Consider the following 13,825-nt stretch of genomic DNA (forward strand, 5'->3'; position numbering starts at 1 on the left):
GCGGCCGGCTCACGGGCGCCTCCTCATCACCGAGGCGGTGCGACCAGCAAGCAAGCCTCCAAGGGACACCAGGCCTTTCGGGGCGAACAAAACGACCGCGATCAGCAACGCACCGACCATGGTCATCCAATGGAATGGATTCGCAGCCGAGACGTAGTGCTCGAACACTTGAAAGACGATGGATCCGATCAGCGCGCCCCAGAGACTGCCTGCGCCACCCAGGACCAGCATGACGAGAGCTTCAGCCGACCGCTCAAATCCGATGCTATCCAGTCCCACGACGCCCGTATTGATGGCATTGAGAGCACCACCAATTCCGCCAACAACCCCCGACACGCCATACATCAGCACGAGCCGGGGATACACGCGGGCACCGATCATCCGAGCTCGCAGGCTGTCATCCTTGATTGCCTGACAAAGCAGGCCGAACGGAGAGTGCACGATTCGAAGCAGCACCACGAACACGACCATGAGCACCGCAACGGAGAACACGTAGCCGGTGCGACCGTACATGTCGAACGCGTAGACCCCGAAGACTCGTCCAGGCGAAATGCCGGACAATCCGTCGCTTCCGCCCGTCAGGCTGGACAGTTTGTTGGCCAGCGCCGCGACGAGCTGTCCGACGGCAATGGATAGCACGAGCTGGGGGAGGCCCTTGAACCTCGTGACAAGGACGCCTGAGACCAGCCCCATCACGGCACCGGCCACCGCCCCCACGAGCAACAACAGCAGGGGGTCGGAATGTCCGGCAAGGCAGGCGTTACCCACGACGTAGGCGCTCACACCATAGATCGCCGCATGCCCCAGGGTGGCGACACCGCAATACCCCGTGACCAGATCGAGCGACAGCACCAGAAGCGTGATGCTGATCAGTCGCGTCAGAAACGCGAGGTCCTCCGGAAAAAGCGTGTAGCCGAGCACTCCGAGCGCCAGCGTGATTGCGACAGCGCGCAGCTCAAGCGGCACGGAAAAACGCGGCGGGCTCACGCCATCGACCATGGCTCGATCGGTCACGTCAGTGCCTCCTGCCCAAAAGGCCGTTCGGGAACAGAAACACGACCAGGATGACTGCAAGATAGAAGAAGAACTCACCATATTCGGGTGCAAGATACTTGCCGGTCGTGTCCGCGAGGCCAAGCAATATCGATGCCGCCACGGCGCCCGGGATCGATCCTGCCCCGCCGACCGAGACGACGACAAGGAACGTCACCATATATCTGAGCGCGTAAAAAGGTTCGACGGGCAACAGTTCGGCGCCCACCACGCCCCCGAACGCCGCCAGGCCGACCGCAAGCGCGAAGGTCGCGGAAAAAAGGATCTGCGTCTTGATTCCGAGCGACTCGGCCATGTCACCGTTGTCGACCGCGGCACGCAGCCGGATCCCAAACTCGGTGCGGTCGATCAGTAGCCAGAGCAAGCCCGCGGTGCACACTCCGCAAATCATCACGAAAATCCGATGAGCCGGGATCATTCGGAAGCCGAGATCGACGGGACCGCTCAGCAGCGGAGGCAGCGGAATGGATTTGGTTGTCGGGCCAAGAATGTAGTTGGCAACGCCAATGATGACGAACGCGATGCCGATCGTGAGCAATATCTGGGTCAGCTCATCGGACTTGCGATAAATCCGGCGGTAGAGAAGAAATTCGAGTGGAAAGGCGATCGCGATGGTGCCGAGGACCGCCAGGACAATCGCGAGTGGATATCCAACTCCCGCGTTCTTGAGCGCAAAAGACGCGAGATATCCCCCGATCATCGCAAATGCGCCATGAGCGAGGTTCACTACCCTCATCAGGCCCATCATGATGGATAGGCCGATGGAGATGATGAAAAGCACCATGCCGTACGAGAGGGCATCTAGCCCGATGCTGAGACCCGTCCACGCCATTAGTTGAATGCTTCCGCGGCTTTTCGGATCTGGAGCCGCTCGGCAGCCAGCCCGAACAGGTGGATGTGCGCGTCCGTCAAGCCGGGTATCATCCGGTCGCTGGCATCGCGATAGATGCGACCGTTGACGAAGCGAATAGACTGCGACCGACCACTCATTCCGGGCCCTTCTCCGACACGATGAAGAGATTGCTCGCGAGATTTACATCGCGAGCGATCCGCCCTAGTTCTTCGCCAGGCCCCAGTCCGGCTGCGCATCGAACGTTTGCAGTTCCTTGTTGAGGAGCTTGCCGTCCTGCTTCACGACTTCGCGCAGATAAACGTTCTGACGAATATGCCGGGTATCCGGGTCGATCGACACGGGGCCACGCGGACTGACCCATTTCATGCCCTTCACGGCCGCAAGGGCTTTGTCCGGATCCTTTTGGCCGTTGGTGGCCTCAACCATCTTGTAGATGAGCCGAGCACCGTCATAGGCCGCGACCGACGCCATGGTGATGTCGTCAGGCTTGGCACCGGCCTTGATCAGATCGGCCAGGAAGGTCTTGTTCTCCGGAGAGTCGTGCGAGACCGCGTAGTGGTAAGTCGACAGGATGCCTTCGCCGTTGTCACCGATAGTCGGAAGATCGGGCTCGGTCACGACATCACCCGTGGACAACAACTTCACGCCAGACGCTTTCAGCCCGTTGTCGATATAGGCCTTGACGAACCCCAGGGTTGGTGGACCGGCCGGCAAGAACGTGAAGATCATGTCTGCGCCGGAATCCTTGATCCTTTGCATGATCGGGCCGAAATCGGTGGTATTGAGCGGCATCCTGATCGATTGGACGATGGTGCCTCCATCCGCCTCGAACGTCTTTTTGAAGGCTGCTTCGGCATCGATGCCGGGGCCGTAATCGCTGACGGCGATCGCCACCTTCTTGGCCGCTCTGGCCTTCGCCACCTTCGCCGCGGGGACCGTGTTCTGCCACATCGTAAAGGACGTCCGCACGATGTAGGGGCTCTTCTCGACGATCGCGGACGTCGCGGCGTTCATGACGATCATAGGCACCTTCGCTTCCTCGAGAAGTGGAGCGACGGCCAGGGCGTCCGGAGTGAAGTACAGTCCCGCGATGTACTGAACCTTCTCCTTGACGATCAACTCCTGAGCCAATGATTTCGACTTGGCGGGGTTCGGCGATTCTTCGTCGCGATAGACAAACTCGATCTGATGATCGCCCACTTTCGATCCATGCTTGGCCACCCAGGCGTCAATGCCGTACTTGAAGTTCTGGCCGAACAAGGCATACGGACCGGACATGGTGCCGATGATCCCCACCTTGATGGTGTCGCACTGCGCCGGCGACATCCAGGCAGTGGCAATCGCGACGGCCCCAACAAGTCCAAACCTCAAGCTCATATCTCTCTTCTCCCGCTTCGGTGATGCTGTTTCAGAACATTTCGAAATATTCTCGCTGCTCCCACTCGGTGACCGTCGATTGGAAGCGCTCGATTTCCGCGTTCTTGATGAAAACGTAGTAGTCGACGAATTTCTCTCCCAGAGCCTCGCGGAAGAAGGGGTCATCGCGCAACGCGAACACCGCCTCGCGCAAGGAGGTCGGCAGGAGGTTCGCCTTGGTCTCGTAGGGGGTGTCCGCCGACGGACCGGGATCGAGCTGGCGATCAATGCCGTTGAGGCCGGCCAGAATCTGCGACGCCATGTAAAGATAGGGGTTTGCGGCCGGCTCGCCGATCCTGTTTTCGAGCCGGGTGGCCTTATCGTCGGGACCGCCCAGCACGCGGATCATGACGCCCCTGTTGTCGCGTCCCCAGATCGCCCGATCCGGAGCCAGCGAATAGGAACGGTAGCGCTTGTAGCCATTGATCGTCGGCGTCGAGAAGACCGCGGATGCCCTGGCATGCTCCAGCAGCCCGGCCATATAGTGCTTGCCAAGGTTCGACAGGCCGGCCGGTTCGCTGGTCATGAACGCGTTGACGCCGTCTGTTCGGGAGACCAGCGATTGGTGAAGGTGCCACCCCGATGACATCACGTTCGGTATCCGCGGCCGGCACATGAAGGTCGCGTGATAGCCGTGGCGGTTGCAGATCTGCTTCACTGCCGTACGAAACAGCACCATGGTGTCCGCCGGCTCAATGCCGACGGTGGGCTGGAACACGAACTCGCACTGGCTCGGCCCGTACTCCAACTCGATCGACCGAAGCGGCAAGCCCAGCGCCACGATGTTTTGCCTGATCAGCTCGAGCGCAGGCTCCATCTGGTCGTAACGTTGCTCCGTCAGGTACTGATAGCCCTGCGAAAGCAGGCTGACCTCCGGAGGCTCACCCGGTTGGCCGGGACTGCCGGCGTCCCAAGGCGCCAGTCGGGGATTCTCGACTCTGAAGATGTGGCATTCGACCTCGAGGCCCGCTTTGAAATCATAGCCCCGGTCTTTGAGCTGCCCCAGCACGGATTGATACAGGCCCCTGGAGGCGAAGGGCACGGGTCGTCCATCGGAGAAGTAGAGGTCGCAAAGCACCCACCCGGTTTTTGATGCCCAGGGGAGAACCTTGAAGGTGGCGGGATCAGCGACCATCAAGATGTCGCCTCCCCCCTGCATCTCGTGCATCCCGAACCCGCCGCCGGCGGTGAAGACGGGAAACACCGTGCGGTGAGAGGTATCTTTCGCGAGCAATGTCGTCGTTATCGAGCAACCGCTCTCGATCGACGAGAGCGCCTCGGAAGCGACCAGCGCCTTGCCGCGCAAGATGCCGTGCTGGTCCGGAAAGGAGAGCCGGATCGTATGCAACTCCTGCTCCTCCGCCATCCGCCGCATGCGGATGGCAGCCTCCTTCTGTTCGGCCGACCAGAGACCGTGCTTTTCGACGAAACTCAACGACATCTCCTTTGCTGAGCTGGGCGGCCCGGCTTATTCGGCGGCGGTCAGGTGAGGCACCTTCTTGGCGAGCTCGGCGGGCACCGGCGCGGCCCAGGGAGCGCCCCGACGACGCTTGACGTCCACTTCCATCCAGTAGGTTTCCCAGCCCTTCGTCGGACCGATGCCGTCCATTGTGGCCGGCCCCTGGATGCTGCGCGCGCTGGCAGCGTCGAGGAACAACAGCGGCTTGCCCCCGGAGGCCACCTTCTCGATCTCCTGGCGAAGCAGCCGGCGGTACTGAATGATCGCCTTGTCGGATTGGCCGAGATGCTCACGCGTCCGGTCCTGAATAGCGCCCATCGACTCGACGGCCCACTGGTCGTGGACGTTGATGTCCGCGCCCATGCCGGTGTAAGTCTCGGTCGCCTGCTCGTGCGGGTCGAAGCCGTAGTCGTTCGACTTGTTCTTCCGCGAGCGGTATTCCGGCAACTCGTAAAGCTCGAGGCGCTGCGCGCGCATTTTCGCCTTGTCGACGGGCGCGGCGTAGCTGGTGAAAATCGCATACCAATAGCAATTCACGTCGTCGACGGGCACATGCCACTGGGTAATCGTCATCTCCGTGCTCATCGGAATGACGAACGCATGCGGGAATAGCTGGTTGGTGACGCGAACGTGGGTGCGCTGCTCGTCGATTTCTCGCAAGGCGATGAGCCGCAGGCCGTATTCGGTGTGCTCGACGTTGATGATCGGCCGGTCGTACTCGCGCAGGACCTTCGTCATGGGCATTTCCGAGTCGGCCGACGCACCGCGAAACTGCTTGCCATAGGCCGCCGATGTATCCTCATCCTCGAAGAACCGGTGAAGGAACGATGCGTGGGCCGGGTCGATGCCGACTTCCAGCGCCTGCAGCCAATTGCATTCGATCAGGCCCTTGAAGGCGAAGGTGTATTCGTCCGGCGCCGCGAAGCAGTCGATCTCCGGAAACGCGGGCGGCTCGCCTTCACCCAAATACGCCCACAGGATTCCACCCTTCTCCACGACGGGGTAGGACCGCTGCTTGATATTTTTGCAGAGCGAGGAGTTTGCAGGCTCGGCGGGCGTCTCGAGACACTGTCCCGTGACGTCGAACAGCCACCCGTGGAAGGCGCAGCGCAGGCCACCGTTCTCGAGCCGGCCGAAGGCAAGGTCGGCGCCCCGATGCGGGCAGTCGCGATCGAGCAGGCCATAGCGCCCCGTTTCGTCCTTGAACAGAACGAAGTTCTCGCCGAGAAGCTTGACGGCCTTGATGGGGCGCCCCTCCGCGAGTTCGTCGACGAGCGCAGCAGGCTGCCAATACATCCGCATCAGCTTTCCCGCAGGCGCCTTCGGTCCGATGCGGGTAATGAGGTCGTTCTGCTCTTGGCTCATCATGACTTGGATCTCCTCTCTCGGCTTCGAGATGCGTCCTCATGCTATCGGGACGCAGACTAACGCTGAAACACGATCTTGCCGCCGACGATCGTCAGGTCGGCTTTGATGTCTTTGATCTGCTCCTCGGGGACCGTCATGAGGTCCGCCGACAACACGGTCAGGTCCGCGAGTTTTCCGGCCTCGATCGTCCCCTTCTCGTTCTCTTCGAACATATAGTGCGATGCCGCGCTGGTGTAGAGGCGCAGCGCCTGCTCGCGGCTGACGGCTTCGTTCGCTCCATAAACGCGTCCGGCGAGATCCTTGCGGGTTACCATGACGTAGATGTTGATGAAGGGATTGATCGTGTTCACCGGGAAGTCGGTGCCTGCGCCGAGGCTGTTCAGCCCCACCTTCTCGATGAGAGTTTTCGTGGGCACGGCCCGATTGGCGACCGCCGCACCCAGGAAGCGCTCGACGGTGGCCGCCTTGTCCCACATGAAAACGTTCTGGAGGTCGACTCTGACACCGAGGCGCTTTGCGCGCTCCATTTGCTCGGGCACTATCAAGCTTCCATGGATCAGGACGAAACGCCGATCCTTGATCGATTTCTCCTTGTCGGCCGCTTCGAATGCATCAAGGACGTGGTCGATGCCCTTGTCGCCGACGGCATGGACACCCACGCGCCAATTGTGGCGATTGCAAATGGACACCAGATCCTTGAGGCGTTGCGGCGATTGCTGGGCAATGCCGTGGTAGCCATCATGCGAGTCTGGATAGGCCTCGCGCATGAGCGCCGTCTTGAGCGTCATGCCGCCATCGTAAAGGATCTTGATTCCGGCGAACTTCAGCCAGTCATCGCCAAAGCCGGAGGAGGCGCCGTTGCCTCGCATGATGGCCTCCCAGGCCGCGTTCTCGGCGGGGGGCTCCGGGCGCCACATGAGACCGACCCGTAGCGTTGCTTCACCGGCCTGCGCCACGCGCTGCAGGGCCGCGATGTCCCTGGGCGAGGTGGCCCCTTCTACGGCGCTGGTGATCCCGAACGAGTTCAGCACACCTTCCGCGAGCTTGAATTGGCGAAACTCGTCGTCCGCCGTCCACTCCGGAACGGTCTTTTCGACCTGATCGATCGCCGTCTCGACCAGAACGCCGGTCAGGTCACCGGCACTGTCGCGCTCAAACGATCCGCCGCTTGGGTTTGGCGTGGCCTTGGTTACGCCGGCCTTCTCGAGCGCCATCGAATTGGCCATCGAGAAGTGGCCAACGGTCCGGAGATAGACCGGATTGTTCGGCGCGACGCCGTCGATTTCCTGGCGTGTCAGGTAACGCTTTTCCGCGAGCTGTGACGGGGGATGCCAGGCGCTTCCGATGATCCACTCGCCGGGCTTTTTCTTCGCCACGAACTGCTTGATGCTTGCGAGGGCATCCGCAACAGTCTTGGCGCCGCTCATGTTGACGACGTAGTCGGACAGACCGGCAGCCTTGAAATGCGCGTGCGTGTCGATCAGCCCGGGAACGACAGTCTTGCCCTGCAAGTCGATCGTGCGGGTGCGATTTCCGGCCAACGCCTTGATCGTCGCCGCGTCTCCTACGGCCAAGATTCTTCCGTCGCGAACGGCAAGCGCTTCCGCAACCTTTGACTGACCGTCCATGGTGAGAATCTTGCCGTTGATCAAGGCAAGCGAGGGAGCATTGGCCTCCTGCTGCTGGGCAAACGCCGCGCCTGATGTCAGCACCACTCCCACGATCGCTGTCGTCAGCTTCATTGCATCCTGCCCTGTCGTTCGGTAGTCGAACATTAGTTCGATATCGTTCAGAATGACTCCAATGTGACGCGCAAGCAAGCAAAATATTTCCGCATAAGTTGCCTAATGGAACCGCAGCGGCGGCCAACAGGTCGGGATTGAGGGTCCGCCAGAACTGCTGTAACCGTTTAACGAACTTATGTTCTCACATCGAACAAACTTAGGAAACGGAGGTCGGATGCCGCGAGTGAGATTTGTCCAGCAGGACGGCAGCGGAAAATCCATCGAGGTCGGACCCGACGTGAGCGTGATGCTCGCGGCCGTCCGCAACGGTATTCACGGCATCGACGGCGAATGCGGCGGCTGCCTCGATTGCGCGACCTGTCACGTCTACGTCGATGAAGAACAAGCAAGCTCTCTCCCTCAGCCGAGCGAAGAAGAGCTCGAGTTGCTGTCCGCCGTCTCGGGAGAGCGAAAGCCGAACAGTCGGCTGAGTTGCCAGTTGAAGGTGCCCGCCCCTCTCGACGAGCTGGTGGTCCATGTGCCGGCGAGGCAATCATGACAGGGCTGGTCATCATCGGCGCATCATATGCCGGGGTTCAAGCCGCTCTCACGGCTCGTGACGCCGGCTATTCTCAGCCCATCACCATTGTGTGCGACGAAGAGTGGCTGCCCTATCAGAGGCCGCCGCTATCCAAGGACTTCCTTCTCGGGCGCATCAGCGAGCAAAATCTGATCTTGCGCGACGAGACTTTCTTCGAAGGCAAGCAGATCAATCTCGTTCTTGGGCAGCGCGCCACGCTGCTCGATTTGCACGCGCGACAGGTCACTCTGGCCGGCGGCAACGCTTTGAAGTTTGAAAAACTCCTCTTCGCCACGGGCTCGCGCGCGCGGCGCATCGCGGTTGAGGGCGCGGACTTCGATGGAATTTTCTATCTGCGTTCGGTGACCGATGCGATCGACCTGAAGGCAGGTCTGGCCAATGCTGCGGAGATTGTCATCGTCGGCGGCGGCTTCATAGGGCTGGAAGTTGCGGCCTCCGCGGCAAAGCTGGGCAAGAAGGTCACCGTCGTGGAAGCGAGCAGCCGCCTGCTTGAACGTGCCGTCTCGCCGGTCTTGTCGACCTTTCTTCTTGATACGCATTTGCGGGCTGGCGTCGACGTGATGCTCGACGAAACGGTTGCTTCCTTCAAAGGAAACGATCGAAAAGTTTCCGCTGTCGTGCTGGGCAACGGTGCCGTTGTCCACGCCGACCTGGTGCTGGTGGGGATTGGTGGTGTCGCCAATGACGAGATCGCGCGCTCGGCGGGGCTTAGATGCACGAATGGAATTGTCGTTGACGCGCACGGACAATGCGAAACATCGGACATTTTCGCGGCCGGTGACTGCGCCAACCACTTCAACCGCTTTTGCGAAAGCTGGGTGAGATTGGAATCGGTGCAAAACGCCCAGGATCAAGCGAAGGCCGCTGGACTGGCGATCGCCGGCGCTCGAGCGCCCTATGAGAATGTGCCGAGGTTCTGGTCCGACCAATATGACGTCAAGCTGCAGATCGTCGGGCTGGCCGGACGATATGATCGGCAGGCGGTCCGAGGTTCGGTCGACGACGGAAGATTCTCGGTCTTCTACTATCGCCAGGGCCGATTGGTCGCGGTGGACAGCGTCAACCGGCCAGGCGAGCAAATGGCAGCCCGACGCCTGATTGCGGCGGAAATCTCCCCTGCACCGGAGCAAGCCGCAGACTCTTCCTTTGACCTCAAATCCCTGGTGACAGCCGGAGACAAGGCTGGCGCCTAGCGCGCGGATTTGTGATGGTTCTCGCTTTCGAGAGGCCACTGAGAGGGACCGCCCAATAGAATGCCGAGGCTGAAGCGTACGGAAGAAGAGGAAAAGGCGCGGGAGGGCAGCGAGTTCATCGAGACCCTGGATCGGGGTCTTCGCGTGATACAGTCGTTCGGTATCGATCGCCGTCCAATGACCCTCAGCGACCTCTCCAAGAGCGCGAATCTTCCGCGGGCGACGGTGCGCCGGATTCTGATGACCCTCGTAAAATCCGGATTCGTCGCGGGCAACGAGCGGTTGTTTTCGCTAACGCCCAGAGTGCTGCTTTTGGCTTCGGCCTATTTGGCGTCGAACCAAATCAGCACCGTGATGCAGCCGTTGATGGACGAGGTCGCCGGCAAGGCCAGGGAGGTCTGCTCCCTTGCGGTCCTGGATGGCGAAGAGGTCGTTTTCATCGCCCGCTCGAGTCCGGCGCGGGTATTTTCGACCGGACTGGACATAGGATATCGGCTGCCGGCTTTCTGCACGTCGGTGGGACGCGTTCTGCTGGGCAGATTGGCAAACGACGAGCTGACGAGAACGGTCGACGGCATGAAGCTGGCGGCTCTGACCCAGTCGACGCTGGTCGACAAATCGGCAGTGATTGCGACGATCATTGCCGACCGCACCAAAGGGTATAGCCTTGTCGATCAGGAAGCCGAAGAGGGCTTTCGGTCGATATCGGTGCCAATTCGCCGCTACGATGGCGCCGTCATCGCGGCCGCAAATATCGGCGCTCATGTCGATCGCATCACGACCGGTGAGATGATCGATCGCTTCCTGCCTCTCCTCAAGGAGATGTCCCTCGCCGCGCAGCCCCTGCTCGTCTGAGAAGCTGCCGTCTTTTGGCGAGCACCCGTCATTTTAGCCGTTTCTTGTAGGCGACCGGGTCCATGTCACGGACATCCACGCTTATGCTGGCCACATCCGGGCATCGCTCTGTCATCGTCCGTCGAAGGCTCGTACTCAGCTCGACCTTCTGGTCGGGCGATCGACCTTCGAGCAAATAGACAGACAGATGCACGAAGCTGTCACGCTTCCCGGCAACCAGGAAATCGTTGTAGACGCACGCGCGCACCTTGACGTCCTCCGCCTTCATGATACCCGTTCGCCAAGCGGCTTCAAAGAGCGCTTCCATCAAGCCTGTTACGTCGTCGCGAGCGAGCGCCCCTTCCGAATATTCGATCACCAAGTGCGGCATGACGTTGTTCTCGTTTTAGGTGGCGTTCATGAGATGACCTCACCGTCGTAGACCGTTCGCCCCTCAACGTCGCCATCTTTGTCGCGGCGGGTCATGGTTCGCATGGGGAAGGCCCGGTCGGCGGAATCTTTGCCGAGAAACGCCCTGTGCAGCGCAGAGCTGTGCAGCAGCTCCCCAGCCGGGCCGGGTCCGTGGGTGATTTCAGGCTGGGCGGAAGATCTGGCTGGGGCGGGAGGGATCGAACCTCCGAATGGCGGAATCAAAATCCGCTGCCTTACCGCTTGGCTACGCCCCAACAGACGACGAACGGAACGGGCAGAACCGGCACCCGCAGATTCCCGTCGGTCGCAGCCGGTCTATAGGGAGCGGCGCGGCATTTCAACCGCCTGGAGGGGCAAAAAGGGCCCGGCGGCCGACACTCTATTCTGGGCTCCGACGGCCCTGCCCGTTCCGGCCAGCCCATCCGGCGTCCCGGCAGTTGAGACCGCTCCCGTTTCATGGGAATACGGCGCCAATATTTGTTCTCGGGGAGTGAGCCATGACCTACCGCGCGCCGATTTCTGACATGCTGCTGTCGCTCAACCATGGCGCGGGCCTCAAGGCCGCCCTGGAGGCCGGCCATTACGGCGATTTCGACGCCGACATTGCCGCGGCCGTGCTGGAGGAAGCCGGCAAGTTCGCATCCGACGTGCTGGCGCCGCTCAACAAGGTCGGCGACGAGCACGGCATCAAGCTCGAGGGCGCCAAGGTCACGACCGCGCCGGGCTGGCCTGACGCCTACAAGCGCTGGACCGAGGGCGGCTGGAATGCGGTGTCCGGCCCGGAAGATTTCGGCGGCCAGGGCCTGCCGCTCGCCATCAACGCCGCCTGCACCGAGATCTGGAGCGCGGCCAACGTCGCCTTCGGCCTTTGCCCGCTGCTGACGGCGTCGGCGATCGAGGCGCTGGACGCCCACGGCAGCGACGAGCTGAAGCAGATCTATCTCAAAAAGCTCGTCTCCGGCGAATGGACCGGGACGATGCAGCTGACCGAGCCGCAGGCCGGCTCCGACGTCGGCGCGCTGCGCACCCGCGCCGAAAAGCAGGCGGACGGCACCTATCGCATCAAGGGGACGAAGATCTTCATCACGTATGGCGAGCACGACATGACCGACAACATCGTGCATTTCGTGCTCGCGCGTCTGCCCGATGCACCCGCCGGCACCAAGGGGATCTCGCTGTTCCTGGTGCCGAAGTTCATGGTCAACGCGGACGGCTCGCTGGGGCCGCGCAACGACATCTATGCGAGCGGCGTCGAGCACAAGCTCGGCATGCATGCCTCGCCGACGTGCACCATGACCATGGGCGATCATGGCGGCGCCATCGGCTATCTGATCGGCGAAGAGAACCAGGGCATGCGCTGCATGTTCACGATGATGAACCAGGCCCGCCTCGGCGTCGGCCTGGAGGGCGTCGGCGTTGCCGACCGGGCCTACCAGCAGGCCCTGTCGTATGCGCAGGAGCGCCGCCAAGGCCGCGCGGTAGGCAAGAAAGGCGACGGCTCGGATGCGATCTTCGTGCATCCCGACGTCAAGCGCATGCTGATGCGGATGCGGGCCCAGACCGCGGCCGCCCGCACCATCTGCTATGCGACGGCTGTCGCGATCGACGTCTCGACCCGCGCCAAGGATCCGGCGGTGCGCGCTGAAGCCGCCGCACGCGCGGCGTTGCTGACGCCGATGGCCAAGGCCTATTCCACCGATATCGGCAACGAGGTCGCCTATCTCGGCGTGCAGGTGCATGGCGGCATGGGCTTCATCGAGGAGACCGGCGCGGCCCAGCACTACCGCGATGCCCGCATCACCGCGATCTACGAGGGCACCAACGGCATCCAGGCGATCGATCTCGTCACGCGCAAGTTAGCTGCCAATGGCGGCGCGTCGGTGTGGGCGCTGCTCGACGAGCTCTCGGCGACCGTCAAGCAGGTGGAGGCCTCCAACGATCCCGCCTTCGGCACCACCGGCACCAAGCTGCGCGAGGCGCTGGAGGCGCTCACGCGCACCAGCAAATGGCTGCTGGAGCGCGTTGCCTCCGCGCCGAACGACGCGCTTGCGGGGGCGACGCCCTATCTGCAGCAATTCGGCTCCACGCTCGGCGGCTGCCTGCTCGCCTCCGAGGCGCTCGCCGCCAAGGCCGAAGGCCTTGGCGACGCGCCACGCTACGTCGCGCTGGCGCGCTTCTTCGCCGAGAACATCGCGGTGCAGGCGGGCGCGCTCGAGCGCACCGTGACCGAGAGCGCGGAATCGGTCGCAGCGGCGGATGCGGCGCTGCTGGGGTAAGGTGAGCGCCGCAAACGCGACATCGTAGCCCGGATGGAGCGTAGCGAAATCCGGGAAAGTCTCACCGCGGATACAGCGGTCCCGGAGTGCGCTGCGCTCCATCCGGGCTACAAAGCTGCGACCTGAGCCCTTCTCCCCGGCCGCCACAGCACCACGCCCGCCGCGGCGAGATCGAGCACCACGCAGATCGCAAACGCCGTCGTGTAATTGCCCGTAACGCTCCGCACGAGACCGACGACACCGGGGCCGAAGGCGCTGACGATGCCGCTGATCGAGGTGCCCAAGCCCACCGCGGTCGCGAAGGCCGAAGCACCGATCTCGCGCTGGATGATCAAGGGCGGGAACGTGATCATGTTCCCCATCGAGAAGCCGTAGACGGCGCAGCAGGCCAGCAGCACGGTCGGGCTCGTGCTTTGCAGAGCCACGAACAGCGCAGCCGCCTGGCTCGTCATCGAAACCGCACAGGCGAGCCGGGCATCGAGCCGGTCGACGAACAGGCCGAGCGAGAGGCGCCCGACGATCGCCATCGCCGCCATGATCGTGACGGCAAGCCCTGCGGCGGAGCGGCCGATCAGCGGCTCGAGAAACGTCACCTGGTGGACGATGAAACCCATCT

13 protein-coding genes and 1 tRNA gene are annotated in these 13,825 nt (G+C 62.1%); 4 read left to right on the forward strand and 10 right to left on the reverse strand.

The genetic code is table 11. From position 1 onward, the window contains the following. Positions 1 to 9 precede the first annotated feature (9 nt). The 7 genes from XF30_RS29350 to XF30_RS29375 form a co-directional block, all read right to left on the reverse strand. The gene (locus XF30_RS29350) at positions 10 to 999 is read right to left on the reverse strand and encodes a branched-chain amino acid ABC transporter permease (RefSeq protein WP_109144604.1); all 990 of its coding nucleotides are present in this window, start codon (positions 997 to 999) and stop codon (positions 10 to 12) included. 16 nt (positions 1,000 to 1,015) lie between these two features. Continuing rightward, positions 1,016 to 1,885, reverse strand: coding sequence for a branched-chain amino acid ABC transporter permease (locus tag XF30_RS29355; RefSeq protein ID WP_109144605.1), 870 nt, complete (start codon positions 1,883 to 1,885; stop codon positions 1,016 to 1,018). Further along, complete coding sequence (locus XF30_RS38275; RefSeq protein WP_157783994.1) at positions 1,885 to 2,043, reverse strand: hypothetical protein; 159 nt, start codon at positions 2,041 to 2,043, stop codon at positions 1,885 to 1,887. Before XF30_RS38275 ends, XF30_RS29355 begins: the two co-directional genes overlap by 1 nt. Before the next feature lie 64 nt (positions 2,044 to 2,107). Continuing rightward, positions 2,108 to 3,232, reverse strand: a complete 1,125-nt coding sequence (locus XF30_RS29360) for an ABC transporter substrate-binding protein (protein ID WP_244609041.1) — start codon at positions 3,230 to 3,232, stop codon at positions 2,108 to 2,110. Between the two features lie 82 nt (positions 3,233 to 3,314). Then, a complete protein-coding gene (locus XF30_RS29365; protein ID WP_109145894.1) occupies positions 3,315 to 4,757 on the reverse strand; it encodes a glutamine synthetase family protein in 1,443 nt (480 codons plus the stop codon). Between the two features lie 33 nt (positions 4,758 to 4,790). Beyond that, the gene (locus tag XF30_RS29370; protein ID WP_036004148.1) at positions 4,791 to 6,149 is read right to left on the reverse strand and encodes an aromatic ring-hydroxylating dioxygenase subunit alpha; all 1,359 of its coding nucleotides are present in this window, start codon (positions 6,147 to 6,149) and stop codon (positions 4,791 to 4,793) included. Positions 6,150 to 6,205: 56 nt separating this feature from the next. Then, the gene (locus XF30_RS29375) at positions 6,206 to 7,891 is read right to left on the reverse strand and encodes an amidohydrolase (RefSeq protein WP_109145895.1); all 1,686 of its coding nucleotides are present in this window, start codon (positions 7,889 to 7,891) and stop codon (positions 6,206 to 6,208) included. A 217-nt stretch (positions 7,892 to 8,108) separates the two neighbouring features. Between XF30_RS29375 and XF30_RS29380 the strand changes: the two genes are divergently transcribed. From XF30_RS29380 to XF30_RS29390, 3 genes are read left to right on the forward strand one after another with little or no spacing between them, the layout of a single operon-like run. Next, positions 8,109 to 8,432 (forward strand): 2Fe-2S iron-sulfur cluster-binding protein, encoded by a 324-nt coding sequence (locus XF30_RS29380; protein WP_109144607.1) that lies wholly within the window; start codon positions 8,109 to 8,111, stop codon positions 8,430 to 8,432. Continuing rightward, entirely contained in the window at positions 8,429 to 9,667 is a 1,239-nt protein-coding gene (locus XF30_RS29385; protein WP_109144608.1) for an NAD(P)/FAD-dependent oxidoreductase, read from the forward strand. The genes XF30_RS29380 and XF30_RS29385 overlap by 4 nt, the downstream gene beginning before the upstream one ends. A 60-nt stretch (positions 9,668 to 9,727) precedes the next feature. Continuing rightward, entirely contained in the window at positions 9,728 to 10,522 is a 795-nt protein-coding gene (locus XF30_RS29390) for an IclR family transcriptional regulator domain-containing protein (protein ID WP_109144609.1), read from the forward strand. 28 nt (positions 10,523 to 10,550) lie between these two features. Here XF30_RS29390 and XF30_RS29395 read toward each other — a convergent pair whose 3' ends face one another. Beyond that, positions 10,551 to 10,892, reverse strand: coding sequence for a 5-carboxymethyl-2-hydroxymuconate Delta-isomerase (locus XF30_RS29395; RefSeq protein WP_036004140.1), 342 nt, complete (start codon positions 10,890 to 10,892; stop codon positions 10,551 to 10,553). A 220-nt stretch (positions 10,893 to 11,112) separates the two neighbouring features. After that, positions 11,113 to 11,187, reverse strand: a tRNA-Gln gene (locus tag XF30_RS29400). A 243-nt stretch (positions 11,188 to 11,430) separates the two neighbouring features. Between XF30_RS29400 and XF30_RS29405 the strand changes: the two genes are divergently transcribed. Then, positions 11,431 to 13,209: an acyl-CoA dehydrogenase family protein gene (locus XF30_RS29405; RefSeq protein WP_109144610.1), complete on the forward strand. Its 1,779-nt coding sequence runs from the start codon at positions 11,431 to 11,433 to the stop codon at positions 13,207 to 13,209. A 107-nt stretch (positions 13,210 to 13,316) separates the two neighbouring features. On the opposite strand, the gene XF30_RS39560 is transcribed toward XF30_RS29405, so the two are convergent. Beyond that, positions 13,317 to 13,825: MFS transporter (locus tag XF30_RS39560; RefSeq protein ID WP_502696145.1), on the reverse strand; the 509-nt coding region annotated here is incomplete at its 5' end.

The sequence above is a fragment of the Bradyrhizobium sp. SUTN9-2 genome (genome assembly GCF_003122645.1).
Lineage (GTDB): Bacteria > Pseudomonadota > Alphaproteobacteria > Rhizobiales > Xanthobacteraceae > Bradyrhizobium > Bradyrhizobium yuanmingense.

Bases quoted from the DNA above. Each gene is read 5' to 3' on its own strand.
- XF30_RS29355 (WP_109144605.1), bottom strand. From the start codon at position 1,885: ATGGCGTGGACGGGTCTCAGCATCGGGCTAGATGCCCTCTCGTACGGC.
- XF30_RS29390 (WP_109144609.1), top strand. From the start codon at position 9,728: ATGCCGAGGCTGAAGCGTACGGAAGAAGAGGAAAAGGCGCGGGAGGGC.
- XF30_RS29395 (WP_036004140.1), bottom strand. From the start codon at position 10,892: ATGCCGCACTTGGTGATCGAATATTCGGAAGGGGCGCTCGCTCGCGAC.
- XF30_RS29380 (WP_109144607.1), top strand. From the start codon at position 8,109: ATGCCGCGAGTGAGATTTGTCCAGCAGGACGGCAGCGGAAAATCCATC.
- XF30_RS29350 (WP_109144604.1), bottom strand. From the start codon at position 999: ATGGTCGATGGCGTGAGCCCGCCGCGTTTTTCCGTGCCGCTTGAGCTG.
- XF30_RS29405 (WP_109144610.1), top strand. From the start codon at position 11,431: ATGACCTACCGCGCGCCGATTTCTGACATGCTGCTGTCGCTCAACCAT.
- XF30_RS38275 (WP_157783994.1), bottom strand. From the start codon at position 2,043: ATGAGTGGTCGGTCGCAGTCTATTCGCTTCGTCAACGGTCGCATCTAT.
- XF30_RS29375 (WP_109145895.1), bottom strand. From the start codon at position 7,891: ATGAAGCTGACGACAGCGATCGTGGGAGTGGTGCTGACATCAGGCGCG.
- XF30_RS29385 (WP_109144608.1), top strand. From the start codon at position 8,429: ATGACAGGGCTGGTCATCATCGGCGCATCATATGCCGGGGTTCAAGCC.
- XF30_RS29370 (WP_036004148.1), bottom strand. From the start codon at position 6,149: ATGATGAGCCAAGAGCAGAACGACCTCATTACCCGCATCGGACCGAAG.
- XF30_RS29360 (WP_244609041.1), bottom strand. From the start codon at position 3,232: ATGTCGCCGGCGCAGTGCGACACCATCAAGGTGGGGATCATCGGCACC.